Origin of the sequence: Neobacillus sp. 204 (assembly GCF_046562815.1) — a bacterium.
In the GTDB taxonomy this organism is placed as follows: domain Bacteria; phylum Bacillota; class Bacilli; order Bacillales; family Cytobacillaceae; genus Neobacillus.
Genome location: NZ_JBJORY010000002.1, coordinates 399,953 through 419,167, shown reverse-complemented (window position 1 = coordinate 419,167; position 19,215 = coordinate 399,953). Strand labels below are relative to the sequence as shown.

Annotated in this window: 13 protein-coding genes; 11 read left to right on the top strand and 2 right to left on the bottom strand. The window is 40.9% G+C overall.

The window, feature by feature from the left end; translation table 11 throughout:
• Positions 1-15: 15 nt before the first annotated feature.
• A complete protein-coding gene (locus ACJ004_RS06130) occupies positions 16-1,221 on the bottom strand; it encodes a nitrate/nitrite transporter (RefSeq protein WP_410891822.1) in 1,206 nt (401 codons plus the stop codon).
• 379 nt (positions 1,222-1,600) lie between these two features.
• Here ACJ004_RS06130 and nirB (ACJ004_RS06125) point away from each other — a divergent pair, with 379 nt between their 5' ends.
• The 8 genes from nirB (ACJ004_RS06125) to ACJ004_RS06090 all read left to right on the top strand — a co-directional run bounded on the left by nirB (ACJ004_RS06125) (position 1,601) and on the right by ACJ004_RS06090 (position 13,988).
• Positions 1,601-3,976: a nitrite reductase large subunit NirB gene (gene nirB / locus ACJ004_RS06125; protein ID WP_410891821.1), complete on the top strand. Its 2,376-nt coding sequence runs from the start codon at positions 1,601-1,603 to the stop codon at positions 3,974-3,976.
• Positions 3,977-4,018: 42 nt separating this feature from the next.
• Positions 4,019-6,166 carry an assimilatory nitrate reductase catalytic subunit NasC gene (gene nasC / locus ACJ004_RS06120; protein ID WP_410891819.1) on the top strand — a complete coding sequence of 716 codons (2,148 nt, stop codon included), beginning with the start codon at positions 4,019-4,021 and terminating at the stop codon, positions 6,164-6,166.
• A gap of 93 nt (positions 6,167-6,259) precedes the next feature.
• A complete protein-coding gene (nirB, locus tag ACJ004_RS06115; RefSeq protein WP_410891818.1) occupies positions 6,260-8,674 on the top strand; it encodes a nitrite reductase large subunit NirB in 2,415 nt (804 codons plus the stop codon).
• Positions 8,675-8,704: 30 nt separating this feature from the next.
• On the top strand, positions 8,705-9,028 hold the full coding sequence (nirD, locus tag ACJ004_RS06110) for a nitrite reductase small subunit NirD (RefSeq protein ID WP_410891817.1): 324 nt from the start codon (positions 8,705-8,707) through the stop codon (positions 9,026-9,028).
• Positions 9,029-9,054: 26 nt separating this feature from the next.
• Positions 9,055-9,831 (top strand): uroporphyrinogen-III C-methyltransferase, encoded by a 777-nt coding sequence (gene cobA, locus ACJ004_RS06105; protein WP_410891816.1) that lies wholly within the window; start codon positions 9,055-9,057, stop codon positions 9,829-9,831.
• Between the two features lie 224 nt (positions 9,832-10,055).
• Positions 10,056-11,297 (top strand): ATP-binding protein, encoded by a 1,242-nt coding sequence (locus ACJ004_RS06100; protein WP_410891814.1) that lies wholly within the window; start codon positions 10,056-10,058, stop codon positions 11,295-11,297.
• Between the two features lie 78 nt (positions 11,298-11,375).
• The gene (locus ACJ004_RS06095) at positions 11,376-12,632 is read left to right on the top strand and encodes an MFS transporter (protein WP_410891813.1); all 1,257 of its coding nucleotides are present in this window, start codon (positions 11,376-11,378) and stop codon (positions 12,630-12,632) included.
• A 27-nt stretch (positions 12,633-12,659) separates the two neighbouring features.
• Positions 12,660-13,988, top strand: coding sequence for an MDR family MFS transporter (locus ACJ004_RS06090; protein WP_410891811.1), 1,329 nt, complete (start codon positions 12,660-12,662; stop codon positions 13,986-13,988).
• A 158-nt stretch (positions 13,989-14,146) separates the two neighbouring features.
• Here ACJ004_RS06090 and ACJ004_RS06085 read toward each other — a convergent pair whose 3' ends face one another.
• Complete coding sequence (locus tag ACJ004_RS06085; protein WP_410891809.1) at positions 14,147-14,659, bottom strand: gamma carbonic anhydrase family protein; 513 nt, start codon at positions 14,657-14,659, stop codon at positions 14,147-14,149.
• A 308-nt stretch (positions 14,660-14,967) separates the two neighbouring features.
• Here ACJ004_RS06085 and pruA point away from each other — a divergent pair, with 308 nt between their 5' ends.
• From pruA to ACJ004_RS06070, 3 genes are all read left to right on the top strand, one after another.
• Positions 14,968-16,512 (top strand): L-glutamate gamma-semialdehyde dehydrogenase, encoded by a 1,545-nt coding sequence (pruA, locus tag ACJ004_RS06080; RefSeq protein WP_410891808.1) that lies wholly within the window; start codon positions 14,968-14,970, stop codon positions 16,510-16,512.
• Between the two features lie 74 nt (positions 16,513-16,586).
• Entirely contained in the window at positions 16,587-17,792 is a 1,206-nt protein-coding gene (locus tag ACJ004_RS06075; RefSeq protein WP_410891806.1) for an ornithine--oxo-acid transaminase, read from the top strand.
• A 76-nt stretch (positions 17,793-17,868) separates the two neighbouring features.
• Positions 17,869-19,134: a Glu/Leu/Phe/Val family dehydrogenase gene (locus ACJ004_RS06070; RefSeq protein ID WP_410892132.1), complete on the top strand. Its 1,266-nt coding sequence runs from the start codon at positions 17,869-17,871 to the stop codon at positions 19,132-19,134.
• The last annotated feature ends 81 nt before the right edge of the window (positions 19,135-19,215 follow it).

Here is a 19,215-nt window from a genome sequence, read left to right as displayed (position 1 = left end):
CTTTGAGTGTGCTTGTTAATTTTTAACAGAAGCTTCCTTTGGCGACCAGGTTTTTCGCCATGAAACTTGTGCAATAAGTAACAATACCAATGCTGCGATGCCAATCCCCGTATATACCATAAAGCCTGTTCCGTAACTGCCCGTAGTTTCCTTTAGCGTTCCCAAGATATTGGGAACAAAAAATCCGCCAACTCCGCCGGCCGCACCAACAATCCCGGTAATCATCCCAATTTCCTCTTGGAAGCGCTGCGGCACCAATTGAAAGACTGCGCCATTGCCCATTCCCAGGCAGAGCATTCCAAAAAACAATAAAATGGTTACAAAAGCTAAAGGAGGAAGCTGGCTCACGCCGAACATACTAAGGGATACCCCAATGAATAAGAAGGTTAGCAGGCGAACTCCGCCGATTTTATCCGCAATAAATCCGCCAGCGGGACGGAAAAAGCTGCCTGCTGCCACACATAGAGTGACAAAATCGCCAGCTCTTACTTTTGATAAATCATATTGATCCACAAAAAAGATACTTAAGAAACTGGACAAACCCACAAATCCCCCGAAGGTAACACTGTAAAGCAAACAAAAATACCAGGTATCCTTTTGTTTAAATACTTTCAAATATTCAATCACCGGTTTTGGTGCTGGTTGCGAAGGAGCATCCTTTGCCATGATGATATACAAAATAAATACGACCAACAGAGGAATCAGTGTTAATCCTAATACATTATGCCAGCCCATTTCTTCAGCAAGCCGCGGTCCAAATAAGGTGGCAAAAAGCGTGCCGCTGTTCCCGGCACCCGCTATTCCCATCGCCAGTCCTTGTAAATGCGGAGGATACCATCTGCTTGCCATGGGAATGGCTGCGGCGAAGCTTGCTCCGGCAACACCAAGAAGGATTCCAATCATATAAAGTTCAGTTAATGTTTGACCAAATAACCAGCCCCATCCAAGTGGAATGATGGTAACAAGCATTCCGCTGATGGCTGTTTTGCGTGGTCCGATTCGATCCGTTAAAACCCCAAGGATCAGGCGGAAAAACGATCCGCTTAGAATTGGAACAGCAACAATAAATCCCTTCTGAGAGGGGGTTAACCCAAAGTCCTTTGTAATATAAACCCCGAGGGCCCCCAAGATAACCCAAATCATGAAACTAACATCAAAGTATAAGAATGATGCCGCTAATGATGGCGCATGACCGCTTTTTTTTAGATCTGATAACTTCATAGTATTGTGCTCCCTTCTAGTAAAACATTTTTTTTTGGTTCATAGGTACCTACCATCAGAATTTTTATCCAATTACCATTCAAAACAACTATCTTTCGAAAACATCACCCTTACTAGTAACACCAAGAATGAAAATAAACCGATATTGTTTTTCATAATTTTCCCTCCTTAACACTGTTGGAATGTGAATTGCTCTTGCTTTGTTCAACAATATCCGATAGGCAGCGAGAATGTCACCTAGTATGTAAGGTACCCTGACATAGAACTTACCGTGTTAGAAAATGTTACACAATCGGTTCCTTTTGCTGAATTTTATGGAATAATAGGTGATATTTATGGTTGCAGTTATCCACATATTTAACTAGCGGAGGTATTTAGAATGGATAAGCAAAAGCTCGTTTTGATAGGAAATGGAATGGCAGGGGTGCGGTGTATTGAGGAGATTTTACAAAATGCTCCACATTCCTTTGAGATTACTATTTTCGGAAGTGAACCACATCCTAACTATAATCGGATCCAATTATCAGCGGTTTTGCAGGGAGGCACCACGTTTGATGAGATTACCATCAATGATCGTGAATGGTATAACGAACAGAACATCAAGCTATTTACAGGAGAAACAGTGATAAAAATCGATCCAGAAAAACAATTGTTAAAAACGGATAAAAGTCGAGAATTCTCTTATGACCGACTCATTATCGCAACAGGGTCCGTTCCATTTCTCCTCCCTTTACCGGGTGCTGATAAAGAAGGTGTCATCACGTTTCGGACGATTGAAGATTGTCAGAACATGATAGACACAGCGAATCAATTCAAAAAAGCGGTCGTCATTGGCGGTGGAGTCTTAGGTTTAGAAGCTGCCAAAGGTCTGCTCAATCTTGGGATGGAAGTAACAGTGGTTCATAATGCCCGATATTTAATGGAAAGACAACTCGATGAAACCGCAGCGAAGCTGTTGCAAACAGAGTTGGAAGGGCAAGGTTTACGATTTCTTTTTGAAAAAGATACAAAGGAGATATGCGGAAGCGAACGGGTGGAAAGAGTGACCTTTAAGGATGATACCGAAATAGCGGCTAATTTGGTAGTGATGGCTGTAGGGGTGAGACCTAATATCCAGTTAGCAAAAGAAAGCGGAATCGTAACAAACCGAGCGATTCTGGTTAATGATTATCTGGAAACGAATCGACCGAATATTTTTGCTGTCGGTGAATGTGTGGAACATCGAGGGATTGTCTATGGATTAGTCAAACCTCTTTATGACCAAGGGAAAGTTTTAGCGAAACGGATTTGTGGTCTGGAATCTAAAGGGTACGAAGGAACTGTTCTCTCGACCCAATTAAAAATATCGGGTGTAGATGTGTTTTCGGTCGGTCAGTTTACTTGTGATGAGAATCTTAAGTCTATTGAGATTTTTGATGAATTAGAGGGTGTTTATAAAAAGCTTGTTTTTGAAGATTCTCAAATGGTGGGCGCAGTGTTGTTTGGAGATACTCGGGATCGTACGAGATTACTAGAGATGATTTTGAAAAAACAAGATGTGTCCGACCTAGAGATAGTTACACTCTTTCAATCATCAAATATAGAAGGGGATTCCGTCGCAGCAATGACCCCAAGTGAAATCATTTGCAATTGTAACGGAGTCGCAAAAGGGTCCATTATTGAAGCGGTTCTAAAAAAAGGATTAACGACCGTGGATCAAGTAAAAAAGTGCACCAAGGCATCTGGATCATGCGGCGGCTGTAAACCTTTAGTTTCCGATCTTCTCACCTACATTCAAAGCGATGATTTTAATGAGATCATTGAACAAAAATCGATGTGCGCCTGTACCTCGTTAACAGAAGATGAAGTGGTTTATGAAATGCAATTGCAAGGCTTGACTTCTGTACAAGAAGTGATGGAAATTCTTGATTGGGGCAATCAGGAAGGATGTTCTACCTGCCGTCCTGCTTTAGCCTATTATTTAGGCATGATTTATCCGGAATATGAGAGCCACCAAGAAACGCTGTTTGTATCCGAACAAATGAATGCCATCGTTCAACAGGATGGTACGTACACCATTGTCCCACAAATGTACGGCGGAAAAACAACGGCAGAACAATTACGGTCGATTGCTGATGTTGCAGAGAAATACGGCATCTCAAATATTGCAGTCACTAGTGAACAAAGAATTCATTTGATGGGTGTGAAGAAAGAAAATCTGTCTGGCGTGTGGGCGGATTTGAACATGGAAGTAAGTGCCACCTATGGGAATATGGTTCAAAATGTAAAAACCAGTATTGGGGAACATATTTGCCGTTGTGACAAACAATCATCGATTCAGCTGGCTGTCGGCCTCGAACAAAGGTTGGAATTTCTGACAACTCCCTATCGCGTAAAAATGGGCGTATCTGCTTGTATGCATAACGGGGCTGGTTCAACGACGAAAGATATTGGTGTGATCGGAACGGGTCTTGGCTGGGAAATTTATGTCGGTGGCAGCAGCGGCCGGAATGTCCGCGCGGGAGAATTATTATGCCTTGAATCTTCGAACAATGATGTGATCGATATTATTTGTGCTTTTGTTCAGTATTACCGTGAGACCGCCAATTTCCTTGAACGTACTTGGCAATGGATTGAACGGGTCGGTTTAGTGCATGTGCGAGAAATTCTGTTTGACCTAGACTATCGCCAGCAATTATTGCGACGGTTAGAGAAAGATCATATTTTGCGCAAAAAGTTCTTAGTTAAAAGTTCCAAATCATCAACCGTTTTGTAAGAAATGTTCAATTTAAAAAAAGTGAAGGAAGGGTGAGCGATCTTGACGGAAGCATTATTAAAGTATTTTCGGACAAAGGAACAAGAAGTGAAATCAGAGAAAAAATACGAGTCGCAATGTCCTTACTGCAGCATGCAATGTAAAATGCAATTGATTGAACAATCCATTGTGACGAGAAAAAAATATATAACCGTTGGAAAAGAGAATCCAACTTCGGAGGGGCGTTTATGCGTTAAGGGCATGAATGCTCATCAACATGCTTTTCATAAAGACCGCTTGAAATATCCATTGTTAAAAGTAAATGGAGAATTTGTTCGGGTCTCATGGGAGGAAGCATTAAATCACATTAAAGAAAACTTTACTAAGATTCAGGCGGAATCTGGCCTTAATGCCTTAGCGGTTTATGGGAGTGCATCAGTCACAAATGAAGAGGCCTACTTATTGGGTAAATTTGCACGGGTCGCATTAAAAACTAAATACATTGATTATAATGGTCGTCTTTGTATGTCCGCGGCTGCTTCTGCAGCGAGTCAAACCTTTGGTTTGGACCGCGGGTTCACGAATAGTTTATCGGAAATTCCAACTACTCGTTGTATCATGTTAGCGGGGACGAATATCGCTGAATGCCAGCCCACTATTATGCCTTATTTTGAAAGAGCGAAAGAAAATGGCGCCTATATTATTGCGATTGATCCACGCGAAACAGCCACAACGAAAATAGCAGACTTGCATTTGAAGCCTAAACCAGGATCCGATGCCGTGTTAGCCAATGGGTTATTGAAAGTGATCATTGAAGAAAATTATGTGGATGAGGCGTTTATTCAAGAACGGGTAAATGGGTTTGAAGAGGTCAGGGAATACGTGTTATCCCTCAGTTTAGATGAAATTGAAGAAATAACCGGCGTTCCAATCCCGCTCATTCGTAAGGCGGCAGTAAGATTTGGAAAAGAGGAAACAGGAATGATTTTTACAGCGAGAGGGGTCGAACAGCACACCGATGGTTCGATGACCGTACGCAATTTCCTAAATATTCTGGTTTCAACTGGTAAAATTGGCAAGCCTGGCTGTGGTTATGGAGCCATTACCGGCCAAGGGAATGGCCAGGGGGCGAGAGAGCATGGCCAAAAAGCTGACCAGCTTCCTGGATATCGTTCGATTGAGAACGAAGAACATCGAAACTACGTGGCCAGTGTATGGGGGGTTAACAAGGAGGAGTTACCACGTAAAGGTGTTTCGGCCTATGAAATGATGGAGAAAATCCACGAAGGGGAAATAAAGGGTTTATTTCTCATGTGTTCGAATCCGATTGTCTCCAATCCAAATGCCCACTTTGTCAAAGAGGCGATTGAAAAATTAACCTTCTTTGTAGCGGTGGATCTGTTTGTTTCAGAAACAGCAAGATTAGCAGATGTCATCCTGCCTGCCTCATCCTATTTAGAAGATGAAGGAACGATGACGAATGTAGAGGGACGAGTAACATTGCGGGAAGCCAGCTATCCGTGTCCGGGAGAAGTGAAACATGATTGGCAAATCATCTGTGAAATTGCCCGTGCGCTAGGAAAGGAAGAGTATTTTTCCTTTTCATCTGCTGAGGAAATATTTACTGAATTAAGATGGGCGAGCCGTGGAGGTAATGCTGATTATTTCGGGATTACCTATGAACGACTGAGACAGGAAGGCGGAATATTATGGCCATGCCCTGCCCTTGACCATAAAGGTACAAAAAGAGTGTTTGAAACATCCTTTGCCCATTCAGATGGAAAGGCATCGATGGTAGTGGTACCAAACATTCCGGAGATTCCAAAAGAACAAACATGTGATGAGTTTCCGCTTTATTTAACAACAGGAAGAGTCATGTCACATTACTTAACAGGAGTGCAAACAAGGAAAAGTCCAGCCTTAGCTGCGCGAAATGTAGAACCATTTATGGAAATTCACCCTGTAGCTGCAAGTAAATATCAGATTCCAGATCAAGCCTTAGTGAAAATCGAATCAAGAAGAGGAAGTGTGGTGGTCAGAAGCAAATGGTCGGAAACCATTCGTCAGGATACCATTTTTGTCCCTTTTCACTGGGCAGATTCACAAAATATTAATCTCCTCGTCGCAAAAGAATTGGATCCCGCCTGCAAAATGCCTGGCTTTAAAGTCAGCGCTGTGAAGGTGAGTCCAGCTATCGATTTCCTAAATTAAAAATTTTTATGTTAGAAGATCTCACACGGTAGGTTAGTTCTTAGTTAGGCTGTGATATAGTTTAAGAAACTTTCATAGGGGAGGAAAGCTACCATGGATAAGAAAAAGTTGGTACTAGTAGGGAATGGAATGGCTGGAGTGAAAACTATTGAGGAGATCTTAAAACTATCAAGAGAATCATTTGAGATTACTATTTTCGGAGCTGAACCGCATCCGAATTACAATAGAATACTTCTTTCAAAAGTATTACAAGGGGATACAGCGGTAAAGGACATTACCCTTAATGACTGGGATTGGTACACAGAAAATAACATTCAATTGTTTACAAGCGAAACGGTAATTAAAGTCGATTCGAAGCGGAAAGTGGTTATCACGGACTTAGGAAGAATAGAACCATATGATGAATTGATTTTAGCAACGGGTTCCCTCCCATTTATCCTTCCGATTCCGGGAGCAGATAAGAAAGGTGTGACAGCTTTTCGGGATATAAAGGATACTGAAGTGATGCTTGAGACCTCGAAAGAGTATAAAAAAGCGGCCGTCATTGGCGGTGGATTGCTCGGACTAGAAGCGGCGAGAGGCCTTTTAAACCTTGGAATGGATGTATCAGTCATTCACCTCGCTCCATATTTGATGGAACGGCAATTAGATCCGCAAGCAGGAAAACTGCTCCAAAGCGAATTAGAAATGCAAGGTATGAAATTTCTTTTAGAAAAACAAACGCAAGAAATCTTTGGAAATGATCGTGTCGAAGGTTTACGGTTTAGTGATGGAACCATCCTTGATGCAGACTTAGTTGTGATGGCTGTTGGTATTAAGCCAAATATCGAATTAGCCAAAGCAAGTGAGATAGCAGTTAATCGTGGAATTGTCGTCAATGATTACTTGCAAACGAGTGTTCCGGATATTTATTCAGTTGGTGAATGTGCCGAGCATAACGGAACCGTTTATGGTCTAGTAGCCCCCTTGTTTGAACAAGGGAAAATATTAGCGAAACACATCAGCGGGCTTGAAACAAAGGGATATCAAGGCTCGGTATTATCCACACAATTGAAGGTATCAGGGGTTGAGGTGTTTTCAGCAGGAGACTTTATGGAAGGCGAAGGAAAAGAAGCCATCAAAGTCTTTGATGGAAATGACAGTATTTATAAGAAGATCGTCATCCAAGACAATAAAATTGTTGGAGCTGTGCTGTTTGGTGATAGCAGTGATGGAAATCGTCTCTTTTCGATGATTCAAAAACAAGCAGATGTTTCCTATACAACAAAAGTATCACTCTTACAACCTCTTAATGAGGAATTTGGTGGCAGCTTAGTTGCTTCTATGAGCGAAGAGGAAATTATTTGTGGATGTAATGGGGTATCCAAAGGAGCGATTATCGAGGCGATTCAGAATCAAGGTTGTTCATCCGTTGATGAGATCAAAGCTTGTACAAGTGCATCAAGGTCTTGCGGGGGCTGTAAGCCGCTTGTCGCGGAAGTATTACAGCTTACACTTGGTTCAGAGTTTGACAGCTCGATTCAGAAAGAAGCGATTTGCAGCTGTACTACACTATCGAGAGATGAAGTTGTTGAAGAGATTAAAGCAAAAGGTTTGACCCACATCAGAGAAGTGATGAATGTGCTTGGGTGGATGACAGAGGAAGGGTGTTCAAAATGCCGGCCCGCTCTGAACTATTACTTGGGTATGGTCAATCCGATTGACTATAAGGACGAAAGAGAGTCCCGATTTGTCAATGAGCGCATGCATGCAAATATTCAAAAGGATGGAACGTATTCTGTTGTACCGCGGATGTATGGTGGTGTAACCAATTCGCAAGACTTACGCCGCATTGCGGACGTGGTAGATAAATATGAAATACCTTTAGTAAAACTAACCGGTGGTCAACGAATCGACTTACTCGGAGTTAAAAAGGAAGATTTGCCGAAAATATGGACGGAGTTGGATATGCCTTCTGGTTCTGCCTATGGAAAGTCCTTACGTACAGTTAAAACATGTGTCGGTGAACAGTTCTGCCGTTTTGGAACCCAAGATTCCATGGGACTCGGCATCGACCTCGAAAAGAAATTCGAAGGACTTCAAACGCCGCATAAGGTGAAAATGGCTGTTTCTGCTTGTCCGAGAAGCTGCGCAGAGTCTGGGTTTAAAGATATTGGTTTTATAGGAATTGACGGCGGGTGGGAACTTTATGTAGGCGGAAATGGCGGTACCCATGTACGTGGAGGAGATCTATTATACAAAGTAAAAACATCTGAAGAGGCGATGGAGATTACCGGCGCGTACCTGCAATATTATCGTGAAACAGCCAACTATTTAGAACGTACGTCAGCATGGATTGAACGTGTGGGGCTAACACATGTACGCTCCGTTCTTGACGATAAGGAAAAACGTCAAGCCTTAAATGAACGCATGGATGATGCATTATCGGTGATCAAGGATCCATGGAAAACCATAACAGAGGATGAAAAAGTAAGAAAAGAATTGTTTGAGACTGTGGTCATGTCTTAAGAACCTACATTTTAAGGAGGAAATCATCCAATGACAAAAAAAAGCGTAGAAATGGTGTCAATCGGTTCTGTACGGGATCTTCCAGAACGATTAGGAAAGACCGTATGTGTCGGTGATAAAGAAGTGGCAGTATTCAAATTATTAAACGGGACCATTCGTGCGATTGAAAATCGCTGTCCGCATAAAGGCGGGGTATTGAGCGAAGGATTGGTCAGCGGAGAATTTGTTTTTTGTCCCATGCATGATTGGAAAATATGTTTGGATAACGGAAAGGTACAGGAGCCAGATACTGGCTGTGTAAAAACCTATCAAACTAGAATAGACGGAGATGAAGTGTTTCTTCTCATTGATTAGTCTACTAAAAAGGAGGTCAGGTTCATATGACCGATAAAAAGGGAAAAGTCTATATTGTTGGAGCCGGGCCTGGCGATCCTGATTTAATTACGGTGAAAGCAATGAAATGCCTTGAGCAGGCAGAAGTCATTCTATATGATCGACTCGTGAATCCGGTGTTATTAAATTATGCCAATGCTGTTACCGAAATCATTTATTGTGGAAAAGAGCCGGGGAACCATTGTGTTTCCCAAGATTCCATCCATCAATTATTGGTCGAAAAAGCCTTGGCAGGTAAATGGGTTGTTCGTTTAAAAGGAGGCGACCCGTTTATTTTTGGCCGAGGAGGGGAAGAGGCCGAGGTATTGATTCGAAATAGTATTGATTTTGAAGTGGTTCCAGGGATTACTTCGGGAATTGCCGCCCCAGCCTATGCGGGAATACCGGTCACTCATCGAGATTTGAGCCGTTCCTTCGCCGTGGTTACAGGCCATTGTTTGAGCGGTAAACCAAATAACATTCGTTGGGACCATCTCGCCCATGGGGTCGATACGCTTGCCATTTATATGGGGGTCAAACACCTTCCATTTATATGTCACCAACTGCAAACCTCTGGTAAAGATTCTTCCACACCAATTGCTGTCATTGAACAAGGGACAACCGGAAATCAACGTACAGTAGTCGGAACCCTCGAGACGATTGTGGATATTGTAAATGAAAATCGAATCGCAAATCCAGCGATGATTGTTATCGGAGAAGTGGTGAAATTATCAGAAAAACTATCGTGGTTTCCTGAAAGCATTAAAGAAGAAATGTTTATATAAAAATTATTTAGTTTGTAAGAGTTTATAATGAATATTATAGGCTCTTTTTTCTGCCATTCTTTATAAATCATACTCCGTAAATGTAATGAATGATTTGCCATTGAATTTAGGTAATTTTTTTTCCTGTTTCTCTCCATAATTAAATTTATCGTTTTCAATAGAGGATTTAATAAAAATATGTCGAATTGGAGTAAGTGAATATACCTATTTAAGAGGGCGGAATTATGAATAAATCTGGTCAAATTATCCTGGTGCTGATTTCAATATTATTTACCAGCTTTCAAAAGATCTACGATCATCAACCTTTTTTTACGATCGATTTTTTTCTTTTTACCCTGATTGCCTGGGTAGTGGGCTGGCAATATGATAAAGCGCGCTACTATGAAAAAAAAGCACGTGAGAGTGAAGAAAGCTATAAGAAGTTGATAGATTCATTGCCTGCACCCGTCTATATTACGCGGAATCATAAATTATTATATGTAAATCAGGCTGCGATGACCATGAGTGGTGCTACGAAACTAGAAGATTTAATTGGGAAGTCCATTTTGGATTTTATTGTTCCCGAATATAAGAGTCGTTTGCTGGAACGATATAAACAAATAAAGAAAGAAAAACAGCCCGTAAACACGATTGAATACAAAGCAAAGCGATTGGATGGATCAACCTTTTTATTTGAGGCATCTTCCTTGTTTATCGTTTTTGGAGAAAAAGAGGCAATCCTGTCGATTGGGAAGGATATTACGGAAAAAATGGAAGAAACCGAACGTCTCCTTCAAAAGTCCGAAAAATTAGCCTTATTAGGTCAAATGGCAGCAGGGATCGCCCATGAAATCCGAAATCCCCTCACTTCCATTAAAGGATTTATTCAACTCTTAAAGACGGGTACCATGAAAGAGGACTATTATGAGATTGTGTTATCGGAGCTCGACCGGATTAATGAAATCGTCGGAGAATTCCTAGTCCTTGCCAAACCGTCAGCAGCCGTATATAGGACACAGGACATTAAGATTCTATTAAAGGATGTTATCACCTTAATTAACAACCAATCACTTCTAAATAATATTCAAATCATGGTGGAATTTGACAATGATTTGCCGTTGATCAGCTGTGAGGAAAATCAGTTAAAGCAAGTTTTTCTAAATTTACTTAAGAATGCGATGGAAGCCATGCCTAAGGGCGGAAATATTCATGTGGCCGTAAAGGAAAAAGAAGCAGGAAAAATTTCGATTCAGATTATCGATCAAGGTGTTGGTATTCCGCAAGAACGGATTTCCACGCTCGGTGAGCCATTTTATACAACTAAGGAAAAGGGAACCGGTCTCGGGTTAATGACCTGCTACAAAATTATTGAAGGCCATAATGGGGAACTAAACATTTATAGTAAAATTAATGAAGGAACTACGATTGAAATCATTTTACCCACGATTACCCAGCCATTATTAAAGATGGAAACAAGCCATTCTTAGTGATGGCTTCTTCTATTTATTTGAAAAAATGATAAAATATCACTATGGAGATAGATTCAAGAGATTAGGAGGGGGATTGTGAGTTCGTTACAAACTAAACAGGTGCATCAAGAAGTTCCTTTTTTTCACCTATTTATGAAATCTAAACATTTCACGGCTTTGCTTTTTGGCCAAATCTTTTCTTTATTAGGAAGTTCGATAACGAATGTGATTCTTCCGATTGTTGTCCTTCAAGTATCAAAGTCAACGGCTATGATGGGGACTGTTATGGCTGTTTATATGCTGCCGTTTGTCATTCTTCTCCCTGTTTCAGGTATCCTGGTTGATAAAATGAACAAGGTGAAAATTATGTTTGTGGTTGATCTTGTTCGGTTTTTTCTGATGCTGCTATTAGCTGTTTTTGCTTTTATGGGTCAACTGAACATGGTTTTTCTGTTCATCATTATGTTTATTATGGGAACAATGGATAGTTTCTTTCAGCCGGCCTATTCGGCCGTAAGAGCGAAAGTATTTACTAAGGATATTCGTAATGCGGCCAATTCGATTACCCAAGTAAGCGTGCAGGCCTTAAGAATCTTTGGACCCATTATCGGAGGAATAATTGTCGGCTCGTTTTCAGCGGCTTGGGGGTTTGGGATCGATGCGATCACATACATAATTTCGTTGTTCTTTTTATTTAGCCTTCGATCGTTAACTTTTCAAAAGTCAATCGTTCCCTTAGGACAAAAAAACTCAATCAAACAAGATTTTTTCGAAGGCATTGAAGTGCTGAAGCAGGAGTCGTGGCTTTGGATTACCATTCTAACATTCTCGTTAATTAATATATTTTCAGGCGGGATTATTCGAATCTTACTTCCTTGGCTCATTAATATCTATTATGACTTTGAACCTGTTGTCTTTGGTCTCGTCCTGTCGGCATCAGGAGCAGGAGCAATCGTCTGCGGTCTTGTATTTGGGTTAAGAAAAGAATGGAAGAAGCGAGGCCTGCTCGCTTATATTGGTGTGGCTGTAAGTGGTCTTGCCTTACTGTTAATGCCATTCGTTTCGTCGATTCCCTTATTAATGGTCTTTATGTTCCTAGAAGGGGCAGGGATGATGTTGTTTGGCTTGATTTGGGAAATTAGTCTTCAAGAACTGGTCCCCGAAGAAAAGTTCGGACGGGTCGTGAGTTTGGATATGCTTGGTTCCTTTGCTTTACTACCGGTTGGTTATCTGCTAACTGGATGGGTAGCAGAAGGAATCGGTGAAATCTTCACTTTCGTTACCTTTAGTACAGTCATCGTTCTTATTTCCGTATTAGTAATGTTTCATAAAGGGATCCGGGATTTTAATTAATGTCTATAAACGGTGTTGGAGGAAGATATGAAAAAGAATAAGTATGTATTTTGGGGGCTTGTGATCACAACCTTGATTTCAGCACTTGATGCAAATATTATGCAAACGGCAAGCCCGACAATTGTTAAACAACTTGGCGGGATGGAGTTATTTGCTTGGATATTTGTAGTGTATATGTTAGCGAGTACAGTTACCGTTCCGCTTTACGGTAAATTATCGGATATGTATGGTCGGAAAAAGCTGTTAATGTTTGCTGTGGGATTATTTACACTAGGATCGATCCTCTGCGGGATGGCGAATTCCATGGTCACTCTCATTATATTTAGAGGTATTCAAGGTTTAGGAGCAGGCGGGATGATTCCACTTTCTATGGTGATCGTAGGAGATTTATTTACGATTGAAAGACGGGGGAAAATTCAAGCGGTTTTTAGCAGTATCTGGGCCATTTCTTCCATTGTTGGACCTATATTGGGTTCTTTCTTTGTTGAAGCCCTTTCATGGAGATGGATTTTCTTTATCAATATTCCCATTGGCATTGCCAGCGTGCTTTGTTTGCTTCCTTATAAAGAACAAATGGAATTTAAGAAGACCCATATTGACTACAAAGGTTTCTTCTTATTTGGGGTTTCGATCACGCTATTATTGTTATCTACTAATATCCAAAATTCAATTTGGTACATTATCTTAGGAATCATCGGAATAATTGTCTTTGTGTTAGTAGAGAGGAAGGAAACACATCCGTTTCTGCCTGTTTCGTTGTTTAAGAACAAGGGAATCCTCATGACAAATTTATTCATGTTAGTTTATTGTTTGTCCTTTTTTGGAACTTCCAACTTTATTCCTTTGTTCCTCCAAGAGGGCAATCAGATGAGTATTTATAAAAGTGGATTAATCTTGTTAAGTATTGCCGTTGGCTGGACCTTCGGTAGTACCCCGGCAGGAAAGTGGATTCTTCGCTTTGGCTACAAACTCTTATTTATAATCGGAAGCTTGATAACGACGCTTTCTGGATTAGCCTTATATTTATTCATATCGGATATATCCTATTTCGGACTGTTTATCATCTTAACGATCCAGGGTGTTTCCTTTGGTTTATTATTTGCGGTTGGAACTATCGCATCTCAAGAATTTGCAGAACCCCAGATCAAAGGAATGTCTACTTCGCTGCAAATGTTTCTAAAAAACATTGGAACATCCATCGGGGTTACAGTCATGGGTCTAATTATCAATCAAGCGGCAAACATCGTGATTGGAATGAAATACGTGTTCTTATATGCCCTTTGCTTGAGCCTGATCACCATTGTCCTAAGTTTCCTCATTCCAGCAAAAACAACCGCCTTTAGTGAGAGTGAATAGTCTTGATGTTTAATAAACTGTCCTCGTGAATGTTTCATGAGGACAGTTATTGGTTTACGTGCCTGAGTTTTGTCCTCATGACCGCCTCATGAGGACAGTTATTGGTTTATACGCCTGAGTTCTGTCCTCATGAATACCAATTTACTTAAACGTTCCGTTTATTTAAGTATCTCCTTAAACTCTTTTCCCCTTTGAACATAGTGCTCGCTTGACATCTGCAGCAGTTCGAGGTCCTTTTGGGTGATTTCACGGATCACCTTTCCTGGAGACCCCAACACAAGCGAACGGGGTGGGATTTTAATACCTCCAGCTAAAAGTGTATTGGCCCCAATAATACAATCCTCGCCAACCTCTACATTGTCTAAAAGTGTTGAACCCATTCCAATAATACAGCGATTGCCAACCTTACAGCCATGCAAAATAACATTATGGCCAATGGTAACATCATCAGCAATTTCGACGGGGAATCCTTCGAATAAATGAATCGTTGAATTATCCTGAATGCTGCAGCGTTCACCAATGATAATTGGTCCGTCATCTCCACGTAGTACCGCATTAAACCAAACGGATGAATCCTTGCCAATCCTTACATCACCGATTAAATAGGCACCTGGTGCTATAAATACAGAGTCATGGACAGCAGGGGAAATACCTTTGTAAGGGATAATCATATGAATCTCTCCTTTTAAATATCGGAATTTTCTTTCTATTAAACTCAATATACCATGAAAAACACGGCTTAATGGTATTTTTATTTTGGAGTAGGTTCTAATTTTCTTAAATATGAAATGTTTGCGTCTAATTATTGATTTGAATCGTCAAAACGCAAAATATTTTTGCTATATTCTATAAATTATATATTTTGCGCAAAATATTTTGGCGTCAATGGAATTGAAAACCCTTTATTTACGCAAAAATCAACTTGGCACAGAACTTGCATATTAATTTTATGTAGCAAACGACAAGGGGGATTAACCAATTGAAATCGTATACTCATGAACCATTTACAAACTTTGAAGATGAAAAAAATAAACAGTCTTTCCAAGAAGCTCTAGCGTACGTTCAATCGCAATTAGGAAAAGATTATCCAGTCGTGATTGGCGGCGAATCAATTACAACGGAAGAAAAAATTATCTCTATTAATCCAGCAAATAAAGAAGAAGTCATTGGTAGAGTCTCAATGGCCGACCAAGAATTAGCAGAACAAGCTATGCATGCCGCATTAACAACATTTGAAACGTGGAAAAAGTGGAAGCCGGAACATCGTGCAAACATCTTATTCAAGGCAGCTGCAATTATGCGCCGCCGGAAACACGAGTTCTCTGCTTATCTAGTAAAAGAAGCCGGAAAACCATGGAAAGAGGCAGATGCTGATACAGCTGAAGCAATCGACTTTATCGAGTATTACGCTCGCCAAATGCTGAGACTTAAAGAAGGCTCACCAGTACAAAGCCGTGGCGGAGAATTTAATCAATATCACTATATCCCACTTGGGGTCGGAATTATTATTTCACCTTTTAACTTCCCATTAGCGATTATGGCAGGTACCACGATTGCTGCGATTGTTTCGGGGAATACAGTTCTTCTCAAGCCAGCTAACTCTACACCAGTGGTTGCGGCAAAATTCGTAGAGTTAATGGAGGAAGCAGGACTTCCAAAAGGAGTGTTAAACTTTGTACCAGGAAGCGGCGCGCAAATTGGTGATTACCTCGTTGATCATCCAAAAACTCGCTTCGTGTCCTTCACCGGTTCACGCGAAGTAGGCTGCCGCATTAATGAACGAGCAGCTAAGGTTCATCCAGGACAAATCTGGATCAAACGTGTCATTGCTGAAATGGGTGGTAAGGACACAGTGGTTGTCGATAATGACGCAGACTTAGATTTAGCTGCAGCTAGCATTGTCTACTCCGCTTTCGGTTTTTCAGGTCAAAAATGTTCTGCAGGTTCCCGTGCCGTCATTCATCAAGAGGTCTATGATGAGGTCCTTGAGAAGGTTGTAGCCTTAACAAGAACGCTCACTCTTGGCAATCCTGAAGATGCAAATACTTATATGGGTCCAGTTATTGATGAAAAGTCCTTTAATAAAATCATGAATTATATTGAAATTGGCAAACAAGAAGGCAGACTTATGACTGGTGGAGAAGGAGATGATACAAAAGGGTACTTCATTCAACCAACGATTTTCGCTGATTTAGACGAAAAAGCCCGCCTAATGCAGGAAGAAATTTTTGGACCTGTTCTTGGTATTAGTAAAGCACGTAATTTTGACCATATGATGACCATTGCTAATAATACCGACTACGGTTTAACAGGTGCTCTGATTACCAATAATCGTGAGCATATCGAACGTGCACGCGAAGAATTCCACGTGGGGAACCTATATTTTAACCGGACTTGTACTGGTGCCATTGTTGGATACCAACCGTTTGGCGGTTTCAATATGTCTGGAACGGATTCCAAAGCCGGCGGTCCTGAATATTTACTGCTCCACATGCAAGCAAAAACAACATCTGAAACATTATAAAATACTACAACTTAGATGCCTCGGGTAGATGGTTTTAGACCACCTATCTTAGGAAATTAAAAGGAGGAAATATCATGACAGTTACAGAAACAAACATAACCAATCAAATTATTGAACAAACACATAAATTTGGTGCCAATAACTATCATCCACTGCCAATCGTCATTGCGAAGGCAGAAGGAGTTTGGGTCGAAAGTCCAGAAGGAAACCGTTACATGGATATGCTAAGTGCTTATTCAGCTGTTAACCAAGGACATCGTCATCCTAAAATTATCCAAGCATTGAAAGACCAGGCTGATAAGGTAACACTAACTTCTCGTGCCTTCCATAATGATCAACTTGGCCCTTGGTACGAAAAAATATGTCAATTAACTAATAAAGATATGGCACTCCCTATGAATACTGGAGCGGAAGCGGTTGAAACGGCACTTAAGACTGCTCGTCGCTGGGGATATGATGTAAAAGGGATTGCTGAAAATCAAGCAGAAATTATCGCTTGTATAGGGAATTTCCATGGCAGGACAATGGGGGCTGTTTCCTTATCATCTGACCCAGAATATAAGCGCGGCTTCGGACCGATGCTTCCTGGAATCAATTTAATCCCTTATGGTGATCTTGAAGCACTAAAAGCGGCGTTTACACCGAACACAGCCGCATTTTTAATCGAACCAATTCAAGGTGAAGCTGGGATTATCTTACCACCAGAAGGATTCTTAAAAGCAGCTGCTGATTTATGTAAAGAAAACAATGTATTGTTCATTGCTGATGAAATTCAAGTGGGCTTAGCACGTACAGGTAAAATGTTTGCCTGTGATTGGGAAGAAGTAAACCCGGACATGTTGATCTTAGGTAAAGCATTAGGCGGCGGTGTATTCCCAATTTCCTGTGTCGTAGCAAATTCTGATGTATTAGGCGTATTTAATCCAGGTTCACATGGTTCAACTTTCGGTGGGAATCCATTAGCTTGCGCAGTGTCACTTGCGGCATTGGATGTAATTGAGGAAGAAAAACTAGCGGAACGTTCGCTTGAATTAGGGAAATACTTCTTTGAAAAATTAATGTCCATCGACAATCCAAAAATTAAAACGGTCAGAGGCAGAGGTTTGTTCATCGGCGTTGAACTAACAGAAGAGGCAAGACCATATTGTGAGCGCTTAAAAGACGAAGGTTTATTATGTAAAGAAACCCATGACACAGTCATTCGTTTTGCACCACCGCTTACCATTACCAAAGAAGAAATCGATTGGGCTTTTGAGAAAATTAAAACGGTATTAAGTTAATTTTTTAATAAAAAAAGGCTAGTAATCTATTATGCGACGGGGTGCTTACATGTCTATAGAGACAATGCTAACTGAAATGGGAAACCAACAACAAGAGGAACAAGAATCGTTAAATTTATTCAATTCGACCCAAACGATTATTCAACAAGCATTAACAAAATTAGGCTATAACAACGAAATGTATGAATTATTAAAAGAACCAATCAGAATGTTAACAGTCCGTATTCCCGTAAGAATGGATGATGGTACTGTCAAAATATTTACTGGTTATCGCTCCCAGCATAATGATGCGGTCGGCCCAACGAAAGGCGGCGTCCGTTTCCATCCTGAGGTGGATGAAGAAGAAGTAAAAGCATTGTCTATTTGGATGAGTTTAAAATGTGGTATCACAAACCTTCCATATGGCGGCGGTAAAGGCGGCATCATTTGTGATCCGCGGAACATGTCTTTTAGAGAGCTTGAAGGCTTAAGCCGCGGCTATGTTCGTGCCATTAGTCAAATTGTTGGACCATCTAAAGACATTCCAGCACCAGATGTTTATACTAATTCACAGATTATGGCATGGATGATGGATGAATACAGCCGTTTACGTGAATTCGATTCACCTGGTTTTATTACAGGGAAACCGATCGTGCTCGGCGGTTCACAAGGTCGTGAAACAGCGACTGCCCGTGGTGTTACCATCTGCATTGAAGAAGCGGTGAAGAAAATCAATAAACCGCTTCAAGGTGCCCGCGTTGTTATTCAAGGCTTCGGAAATGCTGGAAGTTACTTAGCAAAATTTATGCATGATGCAGGTGCGAAGGTTGTCGCTGTATCTGATGTGTATGGCGGAGTTTATGATCCAAACGGTCTGGATATAAATTACTTGCTTGATCGTAGGGATAGTTTCGGTACTTTCTCGCAACTATTTAAAACTACGATCACAAACCAAGAACTACTAGAATTAGAATGTGATATTCTTGTTCCGGCAGCCATTTCAAACCAAATCACTGCTAAAAATGCAGCCAATATTAAAGCAGCGATTGTCGTGGAAGCGGCGAATGGACCAACCACACTTGAGGCAACTAAGATCCTTACCGATCGCGGTGTGATCCTTGTTCCAGACATCCTTGCAAGTGCCGGCGGTGTAACTGTATCTTATTTTGAATGGGTGCAAAATAATCAAGGTTATTATTGGACCGAAGAAGAAGTTGATGAAAAGCTTAAACGAGTAATGGTTAGTTCTTTTGATAATATTTATCAAACATCTAAAACCCATCAAGTTGACATGCGTTTAGCAGCCTATATGATTGGAATAAAGAAAGTAGCTGAAGCCTCTCGTTTTAGAGGATGGGTGTAAAAGGATTAGAGCAAGCTTCATAAGATAGTAATCTCCCATATACGGATAGGACGGAAAAAACCTCTATCTGATCTATGACTG